Annotated in this window: 12 protein-coding genes and 1 tRNA gene; 10 read left to right on the top strand and 3 right to left on the bottom strand. The window is 60.9% G+C overall.

Annotated elements, in window-relative coordinates; translation table 11 throughout:
• Positions 1-59: 59 nt before the first annotated feature.
• On the bottom strand, positions 60-3,794 hold the full coding sequence (locus ACTQYB_RS03600) for a phosphoribosylformylglycinamidine synthase (protein WP_441481906.1): 3,735 nt from the start codon (positions 3,792-3,794) through the stop codon (positions 60-62).
• Between the two features lie 125 nt (positions 3,795-3,919).
• The gene (gene purC, locus ACTQYB_RS03605; RefSeq protein ID WP_015450712.1) at positions 3,920-4,672 is read right to left on the bottom strand and encodes a phosphoribosylaminoimidazolesuccinocarboxamide synthase; all 753 of its coding nucleotides are present in this window, start codon (positions 4,670-4,672) and stop codon (positions 3,920-3,922) included.
• 217 nt (positions 4,673-4,889) lie between these two features.
• On the opposite strand from purC, the gene purT reads away from it, so the two are divergent.
• The 3 genes from purT (at position 4,890) to ACTQYB_RS03620 (ending at position 9,138) form a co-directional block, all read left to right on the top strand.
• Positions 4,890-6,221, top strand: a complete 1,332-nt coding sequence (purT, locus tag ACTQYB_RS03610) for a formate-dependent phosphoribosylglycinamide formyltransferase (protein WP_412170619.1) — start codon at positions 4,890-4,892, stop codon at positions 6,219-6,221.
• A 48-nt stretch (positions 6,222-6,269) separates the two neighbouring features.
• Positions 6,270-7,469, top strand: coding sequence for a glycosyltransferase (locus ACTQYB_RS03615; RefSeq protein ID WP_441481907.1), 1,200 nt, complete (start codon positions 6,270-6,272; stop codon positions 7,467-7,469).
• Positions 7,470-7,794: 325 nt separating this feature from the next.
• Complete coding sequence (locus tag ACTQYB_RS03620) at positions 7,795-9,138, top strand: NAD-dependent succinate-semialdehyde dehydrogenase (protein ID WP_441481908.1); 1,344 nt, start codon at positions 7,795-7,797, stop codon at positions 9,136-9,138.
• 554 nt (positions 9,139-9,692) lie between these two features.
• On the opposite strand, the gene ACTQYB_RS03625 is transcribed toward ACTQYB_RS03620, so the two are convergent.
• On the bottom strand, positions 9,693-10,229 hold the full coding sequence (locus tag ACTQYB_RS03625) for an Lrp/AsnC family transcriptional regulator (RefSeq protein ID WP_441481909.1): 537 nt from the start codon (positions 10,227-10,229) through the stop codon (positions 9,693-9,695).
• A gap of 252 nt (positions 10,230-10,481) precedes the next feature.
• Between ACTQYB_RS03625 and ACTQYB_RS03630 the strand changes: the two genes are divergently transcribed.
• The 7 genes from ACTQYB_RS03630 (at position 10,482) to ACTQYB_RS03660 (ending at position 17,772) form a co-directional block, all read left to right on the top strand.
• Positions 10,482-11,666 (top strand): ABC transporter ATP-binding protein, encoded by a 1,185-nt coding sequence (locus tag ACTQYB_RS03630; RefSeq protein WP_081966524.1) that lies wholly within the window; start codon positions 10,482-10,484, stop codon positions 11,664-11,666.
• Positions 11,663-12,667: an ABC transporter permease gene (locus ACTQYB_RS03635; protein ID WP_441481910.1), complete on the top strand. Its 1,005-nt coding sequence runs from the start codon at positions 11,663-11,665 to the stop codon at positions 12,665-12,667. The genes ACTQYB_RS03630 and ACTQYB_RS03635 overlap by 4 nt, the downstream gene beginning before the upstream one ends.
• Positions 12,668-12,686: 19 nt before the next feature.
• Positions 12,687-13,709 (top strand): ABC transporter permease, encoded by a 1,023-nt coding sequence (locus ACTQYB_RS03640; RefSeq protein WP_441481911.1) that lies wholly within the window; start codon positions 12,687-12,689, stop codon positions 13,707-13,709.
• A 50-nt stretch (positions 13,710-13,759) separates the two neighbouring features.
• Positions 13,760-14,971: an ABC transporter substrate-binding protein gene (locus ACTQYB_RS03645; RefSeq protein ID WP_441481912.1), complete on the top strand. Its 1,212-nt coding sequence runs from the start codon at positions 13,760-13,762 to the stop codon at positions 14,969-14,971.
• Positions 14,972-15,456: 485 nt separating this feature from the next.
• Entirely contained in the window at positions 15,457-15,822 is a 366-nt protein-coding gene (locus ACTQYB_RS03650) for a hypothetical protein (RefSeq protein WP_441481913.1), read from the top strand.
• The gene (locus ACTQYB_RS03655) at positions 15,803-17,179 is read left to right on the top strand and encodes an aspartate aminotransferase family protein (RefSeq protein WP_029576028.1); all 1,377 of its coding nucleotides are present in this window, start codon (positions 15,803-15,805) and stop codon (positions 17,177-17,179) included. The genes ACTQYB_RS03650 and ACTQYB_RS03655 overlap by 20 nt, the downstream gene beginning before the upstream one ends.
• 517 nt (positions 17,180-17,696) lie before the next feature.
• Positions 17,697-17,772 (top strand) — tRNA-His (locus ACTQYB_RS03660).
• Positions 17,773-18,043: the final 271 nt, after the last annotated feature.

The raw sequence follows: 18,043 nt of genomic DNA on the forward strand, positions 1-18,043 counted from the left end.
TATAGGGAAGGCCCCGGCTGCGGTAAACAGCCGGGGCCTTCCCTATTATGGGTCGCGACTCACGCGGTGAAATACTTCACACCGCTGGTGAACAGCGGCTGGAGCTTGTCGCCGGGCACATTGACGAAGGTGCCGTCCGTGTACCGTTCGGAATGACCCATCTTGCCGAACACGCGGCCGTCCGGGCTGGTGATGCCTTCGATGGCGAGCATCGAGCCGTTCGGATTGACGTCCAGATCCATGCCGGGCACGCCGTCGGCGTCCACATACTGCGTGGCGATTTGGCCGTTGGCCTTGAGCTTGGCGAGCACCTCGTCGGAAGCCACGAACCGGCCCTCGCCGTGCGAAATCGCGATGGTGTGCACGTCGCCGACCGCGCTTTCCGCCAGCCACGGGGACAGGTCGGAAGCCACACGCGTACGCGCCAGACGGCTCTGATGTCGGCCGATTGTGTTGAAGGTCAGCGTCGGGCAGGCGTCGGTCATCGGCACGATGTCGCCGTACGGCACGAGGCCAAGCTTGATGAGCGCCTGGAAGCCGTTGCAGATGCCAAGCATCAAACCGTCGCGGTTCTTGAGCAGGTCGCGCACGGCGTCGGTGACGGCTGGGGCGCGGAAGAACGCGGTGATGAACTTCGCCGACCCGTCAGGCTCGTCGCCGCCAGAGAAACCGCCAGGGATCATGACGATCTGGCTGCGGCGGATCTCGTCGACCAGCGCCTGCGTGGATTCGGCGACCGCCTGCGGAGTGAGGTTGTTCACGATGAGCGTGCTCACATCGGCGCCTGCGCGCACGAATGCCGCCGCGGAATCGTACTCGCAGTTGTTGCCCGGGAACACCGGAATCACCACATGCGGCTTGGCGACGGGAGAGCCCATGTATACGGTCTTCTTCGGGGCGTGGAATTCCTCGGTTTCCGTGACGCTGCCGCGTTCCTCGCCTTTGGAGCGGTACGGGAAGACGCCTTCCATTGCGGATTCCCAGTCTTCCTGCACCTGGTCGAGATCGAGGCGCTCGCCGCCGGCGACGAATTCGTACGCGTCGGTCGTCTCGCCGATTACGCCGATTTCGACGCGGTTGGACACCGCTGGCAGCTTCGCATTGTCATCAAGTTCAACGAGGAACGAGCCATAGGCCGGGGTGAACAGGTCGTCCACGGCGATGGTGTCGGCGAGCTTGACGCCGATGCGATTGCCGAGCGTCATCTTGAACAGCGCTTCGGCGCTGGCGCCATAGCCCGGGGTGGACACGGCGAGCGCATCATGGAATTCGGTGAGCGATTCGACCACGTCCATTGCCTCAAGCAGGCCGTCCTTGTCGGGGGTGAGCCCGTCGACCGCATACCGCGGGGCGATGCGCACAATGCGGTGACCGGCCTTCTTGAACTCGGGGGAGGTCGCGCGATGCATGTTGCCGACGGCCACAGCGAAGGAGATAAGCGTCGGCGGCACGTCGAGATCCTCGAAGCTGCCGCTCATCGAATCCTTGCCGCCGATAGCGCCGACACCGAGATCGACCTGCGCCATCAGGGCGCCCAGCACCGCCGCGGCGGGCTTGCCCCAGCGTTCCGGCACGTCACGCAGCTTGCCGAAATACTCTTGGAAGCTCAAGTAGGCGTCTTCGCGGCGGAAGCCGGCGGACACGAGCTTGGCAAGGGACTCGACCACCGACAGGTAGGCGCCGGTGAACTGATTCTTCTCCATGATGTACGGGTTGAAGCCCCATGCCATCGCGGACGCGGTGGTGGTTTCGCCGAACACCGGGAGCTTGGCGACCATGGCCATGGTCGGGGTCAGCTGGCGCTTGCCGCCGAACGGCATGAGCACAGTGGCGGCGCCGATTGTGGAGTCAAAGCGTTCAGACAAGCCTTTGTTGGAGGCCACGTTGATATCGGTGACCAGCGCGTGCATCCGGTCCTTGAGCGAGCCCTCACGCCACGGGGTGGTGTAGGAGCCGCCCTGCTCGACGTGCACGGTCTGATGCTTCGGCGCGCCGTTGGAGGCGAGGAAGGCGCGGCTCAGGTTCACGATGGTGTCACCCTGCCAGGTCATGCGCATGACCTTCTCTTCGGTGACAGTGGCGATAACGGTGGCTTCGAGGTTTTCCTCGCGCGCATAGCCGAGGAACTCGTCCACGTCATCGGCGGCCACGTCGACGGCCATGCGTTCCTGGGATTCGGAAATCGCCAGTTCGGTGCCGTCCAGGCCTTCGTACTTCTTGGGCACCAGATCAAGGTTGATGGTCAGGCCGTCGGCGATCTCGCCGGTTGCCACGGACACACCGCCCGCACCGAAATCGTTGCAGCGCTTGATCAGACGGCAGGCGTCCTTGCGGCGGAACAGACGCTGGAGCTTGCGTTCGACGGGGGCGTTGCCCTTCTGCACTTCTGCGCCATCTTTTTCAAGGCTTTCCTCATCGTGCGCCTTCGAGGCGCCGGTTGCGCCGCCGATGCCGTCACGGCCGGTACGCCCGCCCAGCAGGATGATCTTGTCTCCGGGGGTCGGGGTTTCACGGCGGACATGGTCGGCCGGGGTCGCACCCACAACTGCGCCGACTTCCATGCGCTTGGCCACATAGCCCGGATGGTAAATCTCGTCGACCTGACCGGTCGCCAGACCGATCTGATTGCCGTACGAGGAGTATCCGGCGGCCGCGGTGGTGACGATCTTGCGCTGGGGGAGCTTGCCCTTGAGCGTTTCAGAAACTGGGACACGCGGGTCGCCGGCGCCGGTCACGCGCATCGCCTGATATACGTAGGAACGGCCCGACAGCGGGTCGCGGATGCATCCGCCGATGCAGGTGGCAGCGCCGCCGAACGGCTCGATTTCGGTCGGGTGGTTATGGGTTTCGTTCTTGAACAGGAACAGCCAGTCCTGGTCCTCGCCGTTCACATCGACCTTCACCTTGACGGTGCAGGCGTTGATTTCCTCAGATTCGTCGAGGTTCTTGAGGATACCGTTCTTCTTGAGCCACTTGGCGCCGATCGTGCCCATATCCATGAGGCACACCGGCTTGCCGTCGCGCCCGAGCTCATGGCGCATGGCCATGTACTTGTCGAATGCGGCCTTGACCACATTGTCATCGATATCCACCTCGTCAAGCTGTGTGCCGAAGGTGGTGTGGCGGCAGTGGTCGGACCAGTAAGTGTCGATTACCTTGATCTCGGTGATGGTCGGTTCGCGGTGTTCGCCGCGGAAATGCTCCTGGCACACCTTCGCATCCGCCAGATCCATCGCGAGACCGCGCTCGTCGATGAACCGCTGGAGGCCTTCGTCATCCAGCTTGTCGAATCCGGCGACCACCTCGACCTTCGCTGGCTTGGCGACCTGCACCTTGAGGGTGCTCTTCGGTTCGAGGGAGGCTTCGCGGGCTTCGACCGGGTTGATTACGTACTGTTTGATCTGCTCGACGGCCTGCTCGTCCAGATTGCCCTCCAACGCGTAGACCTTGGCGCTGCGCACAGTCGGGCGCTCGCCTTGGCTGATCAGCTGGATGCATTCGCTGGCCGAATCGGCACGCTGATCGAACTGCCCGGGCAGGAACTCGACGGCGAACACCGCGCTGTCGCCAAAATCGGGCATCTCCTCGCTGGCGTTATCCACCTGCGGTTCGCTGAACACGGTTGTGGTGGCCTGATCGAACAGCTCACGGCTGATGCCTTCGACGTCGTACCGGTTGACGATACGCAGACCGGTAAGCCCCTTAATCCCGAGAATCGTCTTCAGCTCGTTTTCCAGTTGCCTGGCCTCGACGTCAAAGCCCGGCTTCTTCTCGACATAAACGCGAAAAACCACGGTATTCCTTCTGTTGTTGGTATGGCGGTTGTCTGGGTGATGCAGGTGGTCGCGTGGGTGTGTTCGCCTTGCGCGGCGCATCCGAAAAATGTGGCCCGCATCGGAAAACCGGTGCGGGCCCGGGCTCACTCGGCGTCCTTGACGCCTTCGGAATCGGCGAGCTGCTTGAGACGGCTGTAAATCTCCTCGTATGCGGGGATGATGTTGCCCAGATCGCGGCGGAACAGATCCTTGTCAAGATGCTCGATCTTGCCGCTGTGATCCTTCAAATCCCACAGACGGCAGGTGTCGGGTGTGATCTCGTCGGCCAGCAGAATCGTGCCGTCGGAGGTTTTGCCTTCCTCGATCTTGAAATCGACGAGCTGCACGTCGATCTTGGAGAAGATGTCCTTGAGCGCTTCGTTGACGGCGCGCGCCTGACGGGAGATCTCGGCGAGCTCTTCCTCGGAAGCCAAGCCGAGGGCGACGATGCCGTCATCGTTGATGAACGGGTCGCCCAGTTCATCGGACTTCAGACAGAATTCGAGGATCGGCTTCTTCAGCGGCGTGCCTTCCTTGACGCCGTACCGCTTGGCGAAGGAGCCGGCGGCGGTGTTGCGCATGATGATTTCCAGCGGGTACATGGTCATCTTGCGCACCAGCTGTTCGGTGTCGGACAGGCGCTTGATGAAGTGGCTGTCGATGCCGCGAGCCTTGAGCAGTTCGAAAATCACGGAGGTGATGTGGTTGTTCAGGTTGCCCTTACCGGCGATCTGCGCCTTCTTCGCGCCGTTGCCGGCCGTCGCCTGGTTCATGTATTCGACCCACAGAACGTCGGGATCGTCGGTCGCATACATTTTTTTGGCCTTGCCCTCATAGAGCTTTTCCAGTTTCTGCATGACTCGCCTTCCTCGTAAGCACGAGATGGATTGGGGGTATATACGGTGGACAGGATACCAAGCGCCGGCTACATCGGGCGGCACGGCGTGGGGGCGGTATCGCCCGAATCGCCTGGTTGCCTATCCGGTATCGGCGCGGCGGCAAACGGGTTCGATTCGGAGCCGGGCAACACCGTCGGCAACAGTTCTGACAACCCCCGATGGCAAGATGACGGGTATGAGTGATTACGCCGAAGCCACAGTCAACGCAAGCCAGTCCAGTGCATCACAATCAGCCTCCGTCGCGACGCCAGCCGATCCGCGGCTTGGTACCCCGCTCGACCGATCTGCCGACGCCGCGCGCACCAAGGTTCTGCTGCTTGGCTCCGGTGAGCTTGGCCGCGAAATCGCCATCGAACTCATGCGCCTGGGCGCGTGGGTGTGCGCCGCCGACAGCTACGAAGGCGCCCCGGCACAGCAGGTCGCCCACGAATACCGTGTCCTCGATATGGCCAATCCTGAGCAGCTGGACGCCCTGTTCGCCGAAATCAAGCCGGATATCGTCATCCCTGAAGTCGAAGCGATCGCCACGTCCGAACTGGATGCCGTCGCCGCAAAAGGCGTGCAAGTCGTGCCGAGCGCCGGCATCGCCGCCATCTGCATGGACCGCGAGCGCCTGCGCGTGCTCGCCCACGAGAAACTTGGGCTGCCGACCACACCCTATCGTTTCGCCGGGTCGCTCGAGGAACTGCGTGCTGGCGCGCAAACCATAGGTTACCCGTGCGTCGTCAAGCCGATTATGAGCTCTTCCGGTCACGGCCAGTCTGTTGTACGCACCCCGGATGCCATCGACGCCGCCTGGCATGAGGCGCAGGTCGGTCGTCGTGCGGCGGGCGAAGGCGGCATTTCCCGCGTTATCGTCGAAGCGCTCGCACCACTTGATTATGAGCTGACCGTGCTGACCGTCAGCTCGTCCGCGGGTGTCGTCACCTGCACTCCGATCGGGCAGCGTCAGGAAAGCGGCGATTACCGCGAATCCTGGCAGCCGGCGGCTGTCAACCCGGACACCTTGAGAATCGCGAAAGACCTGGCACGCCGTTGTGTCGAAGGGCTGGTCGCCGACGCGCACGAGCATGGCGAGCGCGGCTGGGGCGTGTTCGGTGTCGAACTGTTCGTCCTCACCGACGGTTCGGTGCTGTTCAATGAGGTCTCCCCGCGTCCGCACGACACCGGCATGGTGACCATGATTTCCCAACGGCTGAGCGAATTCGCGCTCCACGCGCGGGCGGTTCTCGGTATTCCGGTCAGCCAGGAGCATGTCGATTTGGCGCTCGGCGACGGGCAGGTTGGCGCGAGCCATGCCATCGTCGTCGAAGGCGACGGCCGAGCGATTTTCTCGAATGTGCCACAGGCGCTCGCCGAGCCGGACACCAACCTGCGGATTTTCAACAAACCGGAAGTCCACGGGCATCGTCGCATGGCCGTGGCACTCGCCATCGGGGACAGCGCCGATGACGCCCGCGCCAAGGCCGGACGCGTCGCCGATGCGCTGACTGTCACGGTACGGTAATCGGCGTGGCATTCCGGCTTCGTGGGGCTTGAGGCTTACGATACCGGTATGAGCATGAAGAATCAGGAGTTTTCTGTGGCGGCTGGCAGCACCGAGGATGCCGGCCGCCCGCTGGTCATCGCGCTGGTCGTCGACACCGCGGGCAATGAGGGCAACGGCACGTCGAATTCGGCGTTGCAGTATGCCAAGGAGCTTCGCCGGCAAGGCCATACGGTCCGTCTGGTCGGTATTGGTTCGCCTGAGTATCCGATTCGCGTGCGTCACATCCCGTTGGTCTCTTGGATCGCGGCGAAACAGCAGATGCAATTCGCACAGCCTGACCGGGCGATGTTCCGCAAGGCGTTTGAGGGCGCGGATGTGGTCCACGTGTACCTGCCGTTCAAATACGGCCGCATGGCGGTGCGGACCGCACATGAGATGGGCATCCCCGCAACTGCCGGATTCCACTTGCAGCCGGAGAACGTCCTGTATTCGGCGGGGCCGCTGCGGTATATCCCCGGCGCTTCGGCGTTCATCTACTGGCTGTTCAACCGCATGCTGTACCGGCATATCTGGCATATCCACACGCCCTCGCATATGATCGCCGCGCAGTTGCGGGCGCATGGCTACCGGCAGCGACTGCATGTGATCTCCAACGGCTATTCGCCCAGATTCACCGCCAAACAGCAGCGTGAACCCGGTTCGCCGTCGCCAAGACCGTTCAGAATCGTCGCTTCGGGGCGTCTGGCCAGCGAGAAGGACCATGTGACGCTGATTCGGGCGGTCGCGTTGAGCCGGCATGCCGAGGATATCGAATTGACGATCTGCGGCACCGGGCCGTTGCAACATGAGCTGCGGCGGATGGCAGGGAAGTTGCTGCCGGGCCGTTGGTCGATCGGATTCCATGACAACGCACAGATGCCGGAACTGCTGCGTTCATGTGATCTGCTGGTTCACCCCTCTATCGTGGATATTGAATCGTTAAGCGTGCTTGAAGGGATGGCCTCCGGCTTGGTTCCGGTGATTGCGCGGTCCACGCAGAGCGCCGCCGGACAGTTCGCGCTCAATGACCATTCGCTGTTCGAAGCCCAAGACTCGGCCATGCTCGCCCAACGTATCGACTGGTGGATCGACCATCCTGATGAGTTGAGCCGTTGGGGTGCCGTCTATGCCGAGCACACGCGTGAGGAGTATTCGATTGCATCATGCGTGCGTAAGTTCGTCGCGATGGAACGCGAAGCGATCGCCGACTTCGATGGCAGGTTGTGAACGATGAATCCGCCGTAGCCGGCGCATTGCCGGTTCGGACGGTTTCATGCGGTCGGGGCGTGGGAGCGTTGCGCCCGCCACACCCTGACCGCTTCTGTCAGACGCGCTACGGGAGCGCGGGTATGACATCATGCTCGGAATCGTGTCATTCAGTCCGCTGATTGCATTTCGCAATGTTGCGGTAACGCCGATGATACGAAAATCGCATACCATGCCGCCAAACGTAAAGAAAAACGCAGCTGAACCGTTGATATTCAACGTATATCGCACGGATGTCATCAATCGGCTGCGCATGGCGTAAGTTGCGACAACGAAAGGCGACACGATGAGCAGATATGCAGTGACCAATCCCGCGACCGGACAGGTCGAGGAAAGCTTTGAAACCTTCACCGACGAGCAAGTCGCCGCGGCGGTGGACGCAGCCGATGACGCCTATCGCACGTGGGGTAGGACCACGACCATCGAACAGCGCGCGGCGCTGATGCGCAAGGCGGTGGCCGCCTATCGCGACCAGCAGCAGGAGCTTGCCACGATCATCAACCACGAGATGGGCAAGACCATGGGCGAGGCGCTTGTCGAGGTGGAATTCTCGGCGGAAATCCTTGAATATTATGCCGATCACGCCGCTGAATTCCTTGCCGACGAGCCAATCAAGCGCGCTGCGGCTGGCACGGCGTTCATCCGACACCTGCCAATCGGCCCGCTGGTCGGCGTGATGCCGTGGAATTACCCGTACTATCAGGTGGCCCGGTTCGCTGGTCCGAACCTCATGCTCGGCAACACCATCATTCTCAAGCACGCCTCCCTGTGCCCCAAGTCGTCGGCCGCGATGGAGCGGATCTTCCTGGAGGCGGGCTTCCCGAAGGGCGCGTTCATCAACGTGTACGCCACCAACGAGCAGATCGCCAAGGTCATCGCCGACCCGCGCGTCCGTGGCGTATCCCTGACCGGTTCCGAGCGTGCTGGCAAGGCGATCGCCCAGGAGGCCGGCGCCGCCTTGAAGAAGGTCGTGTGCGAACTGGGCGGCAATGACGCGTTCATCGTCATGAGCACCGACGATTTGGATGCCGCGGTCGAGGCCGGCGCGAACGCCCGGTACGAGAATAGCGGCCAGATCTGCAACGGCGCCAAGCGGTTCATCATCATCGACTCGCTGTACGACGAATTCTTGAAGCGGTTTATCAAGGTGTCCAAGGAACGCAAGCTCGCGCCTCTGTGCTCTGTGTCCGCCGCCGACGGTCTCGCCGCCCAGGTGCAGGCCGCGATCGATGACGGGGCGAAGGTGGTGCTAGGCGGCACCGAACATGATGGCGCCTACTATCCGGCGACTATTCTGACCGATATTCCCGAAGGGTCCGCCGCACGACGCACGGAGTTCTTCGGGCCGGTCGCCCAGTTCTACCGGGTGTCCGGCGAGGATGAGGCCATTGCGGTCGCCAACGATTCGCCGTACGGTCTCGGCTCCTACGTGTTCACCACCGACAGCGAGCAGGGGTTGCGCTTCGCGGACCGTCTGGAATCCGGCATGACCTATATCAACGAATCCGGCGCCGATTCGGCGGAATTGCCGTTCGGCGGTGTGAAGAACTCCGGATTCGGCCGCGAAATGGGCCCGCTCGGCATCCGCGAGTTCGCGAACTACAAGCTCGTCACCGAAGCCGCGCGCTGAATCAAGGGCGGTTCGTCTGGTATCGGCCCGGTATCGGCATGATGGCCGGTCGCCACATTCTGGGCGACCGGCCATCACTATTTCTGGTACGTCCAGAGCCGTCTGTTGCATGTGCTGCTGATGTTGTTGCCGCCCAAGGGTATCGGCAAACGCAAGATACCCCGATAATTCCGTTTCGCCGATTAGAATCCGGTTTACGTCGCCTTTGTCGCACTGGAATCGGCCCAGAAATTCCACAATGTGGTTACATGTCTCACATGCTGGACGCTGAGTGGTGTGGTTGATTCCGCCCTCAGCCAGATGCAAGGATAACTCGGGGTCGCCGGGTCTTGGGTGTGCAATACTCGGCCGAAACGCTGTCAACGTCGCCAAGTTGCGCGGATTGTTCTGGCGTATCCTGCAATGGCCCGAATACAGGAACCCCGAGAAAGGCTGATATCACACGATTGCTGTCTTGCGCGTCCAGCCCGTCCTGTACATCCGTACGTCCGTGCATCCGATATCTCATCCGCGTTCAGCGCGTTTTGCGCACCCGCACTGTCTGGCCGTCGCAATTACCGCACGCCGTAATCGTACCGTTGCTCGATAAGCCGCAAATACGTGAATACTTCTGTGTGGTCGACGCCTGGGATCCTGCGGATGCGCATCACCAGGTCGAGCAGGTCGTCATCGTCAGCGGTGAAGACCTCCAGTAGCATGTCAAAACGCCCCGCCGCTGCGACAATGTAGTCGATGCCGTCGGTTGCGCGTAACTGGTCGGCGAGCGCGTCCAAATCCCCGCTCGTGTTCACTCCGATCATGGCCTGCCTGCGGTAGCCGAGCTGGACCGGGTCCGTGACGGCGACGATTTGGATGATTCCCGTCTCGACTAACCGCTGCACACGCCCGCGCACGGCGGCTTCGGACAGGCCGACGACCTTGCCGATCGCCCCGTAAGGTTTGCGTCCGTTTTTCTGCAATTCGCGGATGATGGCCTTGTTGGTCTCGTCAAGTAGCGACGGCGATCGGCGCTGCTCGGCGCTGCTCTCATTGTCCGGTGTCTCGTGTGTCTCCGCCGTGAACGGCTCGCGCATGTCATGTTGAACTCTCATACGACCATCACAGCAGGTCATTGTTCACGATGCGAGACCTTGGGGAAAATTTCGCGTTACGCCGCTTTTTTAGTCGCAATATTGCGTTTACGCAACGGAAATCATCGCAACCTTTGATGAATCACAACGAAAACAGCAGAGACCAAGCCACGCACGCTATCGAACTCGAAGTTCTCGCAAGCCACACACGAACGTGACGCGTCCCGCGGACAGGCGCCGCAGGATGACCGGACGAATTACCAAGGAGGAGCGATGACCACGACACAATCACCTGTCCAGGATGCGGTCCTGTCATCATCTGCGGCCCAATCGCATCAGCCGGATGATACCGGCGTCCGCATCGGCCGCGACAAGGACGTGGAACTGAGAGAAAGCGGCCTGACCATCAACCGCGCCCGCAAGACCTTCCGGTCGGCGGAAGGCAAATTGGTCCACGCCATCGACGACGTGAGCCTGAACATCGAAGCCGGCGAATTCTTCGTGCTGCTCGGCCCCTCCGGTTGCGGCAAGACGACACTGCTGCGGTCCATCGGCGGTCTGGAAACCCTGGATGCCGGCGAAATCTACTTGGGCGACCAACGCATCGACGAGATGCCGCCATACGAGCGTCCGGTCAACACCGTATTCCAAAGTTACGCATTGTTCCCCAATATGACGGTGGAACAGAACATCGCTTTCGGCTTGGAAATGGAAAAGAAGCCGAAGGACTACATCAAGCGCAAGACGCAGGAGATGCTCGATCTGGTACATCTGAGCGAAATCGGCAAGCGTCTGCCCAGCCAGCTGTCCGGCGGCCAGCAGCAGCGTGTCGCGCTCGCCCGGTCGCTCGCGAAAAGCCCGAAGGTGCTGCTGCTTGATGAATCCCTGTCCGCGCTTGATTTCAAGTTGCGTCGTCAGATGCAAGTCGAATTGAAGCGTCTGCAGCGAGAGACCGGCATCATCTTCATTTTCGTCACGCACGACCAGGAGGAAGCCCTGTCGATGGCCGACCATATCGCCGTGTTCTCCAAGGGCAAGCCCGAGCAGGTTGGCACCCCGGAGGAAATCTACGACAAGCCGGCCAACCGGTTCGTCGCCGACTTCATCGGCGATATCAACTTCCTCGACGCCACTGTGCATGATGCCGGCTCGGTTGAGGTCGAAGGCAAGATCTTCCCCGTGACACAAGACTTGAGCGAGTATGGCAGGGGAGCGGCCGTGAGCGCTGCCGTCCGCCCCGAGCGCATTACGCTTGGCGCGGCGAAGGACGGCGGTCTGCAGGCGAGCGTGGAAACCGTGACCTATATGGGCTCCGACATCCGCTGCCATGTCCGTCTCGCCGACGGCACGCCCGTGCAGATCCGCGTCAACCCGCCATTTGACTCCGAACTGCTCACAATCGGTGCAAAGGTCGGTGTGACGGTCAGCCCCGACCATATGAGGGTGGTGGAACGATGAGCGAAACCTCTTCCGCTTTGGACGGCAGCAAGCCGCCGATTTCTGCGCCTTCGCAAAACGGTGGGGCGACGACTTCCCGTCGCCGCCGCACCCTGTTCGCCGCCTCGGGCAGCATCAAGCCCGGCATGCTCTCGCACTGGTATTCGATTCCCGCCGTTATCGTCGGACTGCTGTTCACACTCGGCCCGATATGCGTCATCGTCGCGTTCTCCTTCATGAGCCAGCCGGATGTCGGTGGCGGCGTGGTCTACAAGTTCTCCACGAACGCTTACAAGAAGCTGCTGTTCACCACCGATTTCCTGGGCCGCACCTCCTTCGACCCGCGGTATCTCAAGGTGTTCGGCACCTCGTTGTGGCAGGCGCTCATCACCACGTTCATATGCATCGTGCTGTCCTTCTTTATCGCCCTGTGGATGTCGTTACGCAAGCCGTCAACCCAGCGCCTGCTGGTGCTGCTGATCAACATCCCGTTCTGGACGAACCTCATCGTCCGTACCTACGCGTGGATGCTCATCCTCAACGAAAACGGCCCGATCAACGGCTTCTTGAAATTCATCGGCGTAGGCAGTAAACAGCTGCTGTACACGTCGGGGGCCTCGCTAATCGGCTTGATATTCACCTTCCTGCCGTTCGCGATCATGCCGATGTATTCGGCGCTGTCCGGGTTCGACTTCTGTCTGGTCGAAGCCGCATACGACCTGGGCGCTCGCAAACTCACCGTAATGCGGCGGATCATCCTGCGCGCCGCGAAACCAGGCGTCACCTCAGCCATTGCGTTGTGCTTCATCCCGGCCTTCGGGTCCTACGTGCAGCCCGTGCTGCTTGGCGGCGGGCGTGTCCTCATGCTCGGCAACCTGATCGCATCCCAGTTCTCCGAAGCGCGCAACTGGCCGTTCGGCGCGGCATTGTCCACGGTGATCCTGCTGATCACGTTGCTGTGCGGTGTCGCGGCAAGCATCGGCGGCGGCAAAGCGGCGCGTGACGCCGGCATGGCGGTATGAACAGAACGAGGTGAGTGCAATGACTAGCAGCAACAAGGAAATCAAGCATACCGGGCAAGCAGCGGATATCCGCACGGCCGCCGGGGCACACGACGGCGAAACCGCTCCGGTCGTCCACATGGATTACGGCACCGCGGCGGAATTCGGCGCCATCGTCGAACGGACCATCGACGAACGTGGCGAACACGCGTCCGCCCAGATGCCGCAATGGCTCGAAGACAAGCAGCCCGACCGGGCGCTGAGCACTCGGCGTTCCGGGCGAAACCGGCTGAAAACCTTCCCCGGCGTCGCGTTCATCAGCGTGCTTGTCATTCTGTTCCTGTATCTGCCGATGCTCATGGTTGTGATGTTCTCCTTCAACGGCGGTCGTCAAGCGCTGCTGTGGAAAGGGTTCTCCTTCTCCTGGTACGGTACGGTGTTCCACGATCCGGCAATCATCTCGGCAACCCTGACCTCGCTCGAAGTCGCCGTCATCGCGATGGTTCTGTCCACGGTCATCGGTGTGCTGTTCATCCTCGCCGCAGACCAGATGTCACAGGCGGGTTCGGCGCTCGCCGGCTGGCTGATCAACGCGTCGTTGATTATCCCAGAGGTCGTGCTCGGCGTCGCCACCATGGGCTTCATCCGTATGATCGGTCTGAAGCCGGGATTGCTGCCACTGATTCTCGCGCACACCACCTTCTGCATCCCGTTCGTGGTGATGCCGTTGCGCGCGCGGTTGCAGACCATCGACACCTCGTGTTTCGAAGCCGCAGTGGATCTCGGCGCGTCGCCAATCACCACGGTCCGCCGCGTCACCCTGCCGCTGCTGGCCCCGGCCATCGTCTCCGGCGCGCTTATGGCATTCGTGATTTCGATGGATGACTTCATGATCTCGAACTTCCTGACATCCGCAGGCACGACGACACTGCCGATCTACATCTTCTCGCTTATCCGCAAGGGCGTGAACCCGAGCATCAACGTCGTCGCCACGCTTCTGCTCCTGCTCGCTGTCATCGTGACCGTCATCTCCTCGGTCCTGACCAACCGCAAGGACGACTGAACGACGGCGTACGCCAGAATGCAGCCGTCATATCGAAGAAAGGAGCCGATATGCGCACCTCATCAGCTGTTATCCCTTCCAATCATTCATATTCCGACTACCGTGAGAGCGGGCGCGGCTGTGGCAGCAGGCACGGTCGTGGCCACGTGGGCAGGACGTTCCGTCGCATGGCGTGCATGGCGCTCGCTGTCGCAGGCCTGCTGTCGTCTGCCGCATGCTCAGGCGGTATCTCGGATTCCGCGCGCACAACTGATGTCGTCGCCAACGGGGCGTACCACGAGGCGCACGGCGGCGAGTTGCATATCTACACGTGGGCAGGGTACATGCCGGATGATGTCATCAAGAAATTCGAGAAGGAAACCGGCATCAAGCTTACCGTGGACACTTTCGAAAGCAACGAGGCGCTGGAAGCCAAGTTGCAGTCCACAGGCGGGTCCGGCTATGACATCGTGATACCGAGTGACTACATGGTCTACCAGCTCATCAAGGAGCATATGCTCGTGAAATTCGATGTGTCCAAGCTGCCCAACGGCAAGAATGTCTCCAAGGAGTTCTCCTCGCCGTACTACGATCCCAAGCTCGAATATTCGGCACCGTATGTGGTGGGCTACACCGGATTCATGGTCAACACCAAGAAAATCCCCAAGTCCGCGGCGCCGACCAGTTGGAAGGAGTTCTTCGCGCTGCCATCGAAGTACGGCAAGTCGCAGCTGCTCAACGATTCCATCGAGGTGACCAACGCGGCATTGCGCGCTGTCGGTTCCGAGCAGTGCACCACCGATGCGCGCGCCTATCAGAACGCGAACGATCTGCTGCAGTCCTACCGGTCAAAGGTTGGCGTCGTCAGCTCGGAAGGTGTGGCGGATCGTCTGGCTTCCGGTGAGCAGGTCATCGGTATGATCTGGAGTTACGACGCCTACCAGGCGCAGCAGTCGAATAAGGATCTCGAATTCGTCTACCCGTCCGACGGCACCACCCAGTTCGTGGACAATATGGCAATCGCTGCGGGGGCGCAGAACATCGACCAAGCCAAGACCTTCATCAACTACATGCTGGATCCGAAAAACAAGGAAGCGATTGATGAATCCGCGGGCGCAGGGTCTGTGCTCAAGGGCGGCGATGCGTTGCTGCCGAGCGAGATGCGGTCGTCCAACACGATCGTGCCGAGCGCGGATGAGCTCAAGCATGCGGTGACTGAGAAGGCATGCTCGAACGCCATCAACGACAACTACACGCAGCTGTTCGAGAACTTCAAGCAGTGATGCGCGTGCGGCTGTGCGGCGGGGGCACGGGTGCGCTCCCAAACATAACGCCCCTGCCGCGCGTCGGGTGCGGCTGTGCGTCTTGCGCGGTTGCGGGGCAATCGGGCCATCCGGGGAAACCTCCGGATGACCCATAGTTGTGTTTGGGGAGTACTGGACTGAGCGTGCTTGACTGGGCTTTGGGCTCGTTCGTGATGCGGGGTGTGTCGATTGCGCAATGGCGGGTTGGCGTGTGATGACAGTGGTGCCGCCTTCCGCGCCACCCGGCGTCATGCCTGTCATCGTGTGAGGATTGACTCACATGGAGGCGGTTGATGTGTCCGGGTTGCAGTCCCGGAGGTTGCATATCCGTCGATGTGTGAGGATTGGCTCGCACGGTGACTTGTTGGTTGGGTCGGATGTTGTGTGTGGGGGGGGGACGGTTTGAGGGTGGTTATGTGAGGATTCGCTCACATGACGGACACTTTCCCGCCCCCGATCGCTTCGTGGATGGTCTGTCCGCCGGTCCGTGTGAGGATTCGCTCACACCGCCGGTGCTGATTGTCGATCGCGGCATCGGGGCTCATAAATCCTTGGTATTCCCGGCAATCCCCAAATCTCCCATCGGTCGCAATCTGGACGAGCCCGACACGATGCTCACCGCGGCTGCGAATCGCCCCTCGAAAGCGAACATCCATGTTGACGAATTGTTACGAGCGGAAAAACAGTTCCGGAATCAGAAATCCCAACGAAATAATGCGGGTTTTACCTATGAATGTACGAAATTCGTAGTCAAGTCGATAGAACGCAACGAAAATCGCATCACAAGACTACCGAAGGAAAGGATTCGACATGACGGCAAGCATCAGTGAAGCCAGGATCAAGGAACTCACCGCCAAGGAGGGTGAGAAACTCAACGCCAAACTCGGCAAATCCCGCGAGATGTATAACGAAGCCCGCAAGCATCTGTGCAACGGCGTCGCCTCCTCCTACCAGCTGCGCGATCCGTGGCCGATCTACGTCGATCACGGCAGCGGTTCCAAGCTGTGGGATGTGGACGGCAACGAATACTACGATTTCCACAACGGCTACGGCGCCATGGTGCAGGGCCACGGCAACCCGGAAATCGGCAAGGCCATCGCTGAGCGTTTCCCGAAGGGCACGCATTTCGCGCTTCCTGATGAAGATGATTTTGTTGTCGCTGACGAACTGACCCAGCGGTTCGGCCTGCCGAAGTGGCGTTTCACCAACTCCGGTTCCGAGGCCACAATGGACGCAATCCGCATCGCTCGCGCCTACACGCACCGCGACCATATCATGAAGATCTTCGGTTCCTACCACGGTCACCATGACGCGGTGATGATCTCTATCGTCGGCGATTACGAGAACATCGGCGATAAGAACCACTTGAAGAAGATTCCATACGGCGCCGGCATCCCGAAGTCCCTGATTCCGCTGACTGTGCCGGTTCCGTTCAACGACGCTGACGCGCTTGAGGCCCGCATCCGGGAGATGGAAACCGATGACGAGGCTCCTGCCTGTCTCATCATGGAAGCCTGCCTGATGAATATGTCCATCGTGCCTCCGGAGCCGGGCTACCTCGAGAAGGTGCGCGAAATCACCAAGCGTCACGGCATCGTGCTGATTTTCGATGAGGTAAAGACCGGACTGACCATTGGACCTGGCGGTGCCACCAAGCTGTTCGGCGTGACCCCGGACATGGTCACCATGGCCAAGGCGATTTCCGGTGGCCTGCCGATGGGCGCCATCGGCGGCACCGACGAGGTGATGAGCGTTGTCGAATCCGGCGAAGTCTACCAGGTCGGCACCTACTCCGGCAACCCGCTGTGTGTGGCGGCAGCCCGTGCCAATCTCGAGAAGGTGCTCACTCCGGAAGCCTACAAGCTGTTCGATCATCTGAACAACCGCCTGATGGAAGGCTGCACCGAAGTCATCAAGAAGTATGACTTCCCGGGATACTCCATCGGTTTCGGTGCCAAGGGCTGTGTCACCTTCTCTCCGCACAAGATCGTGGACTATGTGACCTTCAAGCAGGGCCAGCGCACCGACTTGAACCAGCTTTGCTGGCTGTATGCGGCCAACCGCGGCGTGTTCATGACTCCGGGACGTGAGGAGGAATGGACGTTGTCTGTGGCTCACGACGACGCCGCGTGCGACGCCTACATCAACGCCTTCGCCGAGATGGCGCACGATGTGACCGCCGAGTAACCCCAATCAAGCCTGCCCTAAGCCGGGTCCAATACACTGCACTCCTCTTGCCCGGCTTGGGGTGTCATTCGCGACCGTGGTCGAGTGGCATCGCGCATGCGGTGCTGTTCGGCCACGGTCGTTCCACTTCTGCGGGGTGGTTCATGGTGGTGCGAGGTGTGTTGGTGCGTTGCGGTGGCGTGTGGTGGTGTTGGCGCGTCGTGGTCGTGTCATCGATGGCGGTGGAAGGGGTGCGGCGCGTTAGGACTCGAGACGGCAGGGCGGTGTGGTGCGTTGCGTTGCAGTGTCGTTTGGACGGGTGTTTTCGTCGAAGGTGTTGTGAATGGGCATCGCACGCCAGGACTTTGCAGCGCGGAGTGCCCAGGCGGCTGCGGCACGCCGGAAGTTCCCAGGGTCTGTGTCGTGTATTTCTGTGATTGCAGGAAAAACGACGCGCCGGGAAGCGTACGTCCTGAACATCGTGTATAGTCTTTGACTGTTGTGCGAAACGAGGTTCACCTCGGTTCGACACCACATGGTGGATATAGCTCAGCCGGTAGAGCATCTGATTGTGGTTCAGAAGGTCGCGCGTTCGAGCCGCGTTATCCACCCCATCAACCCCGGGTTCGCCCGGGGTTTCGTTTTTCTTCCCGGCTCGTGCCCGCGCAGCGACAGCGCGTCGCCGCGTCGGATCGTTCCTCTCGCGAACTGGTTACGCTGGGGTAGTTGCCGGTTCGTGTCAGGTCGTCGTTCCTGGGCTATAGGAACTAAACGTGGGGCTATAGGAACTAAACGTGGTGTTTTAGACTTCCATTTTTGGTTAGTGGACGTGTCCTTTGCGGATGTAGAATCCAGGTTCGTTCGTCGGATCGTCGTGGTTGTTCG

It is taken from the genome of Bifidobacterium sp. LCP19S3_E9 (assembly GCF_052121135.1).
Taxonomy (GTDB): domain Bacteria; phylum Actinomycetota; class Actinomycetes; order Actinomycetales; family Bifidobacteriaceae; genus Bifidobacterium; species Bifidobacterium thermacidophilum.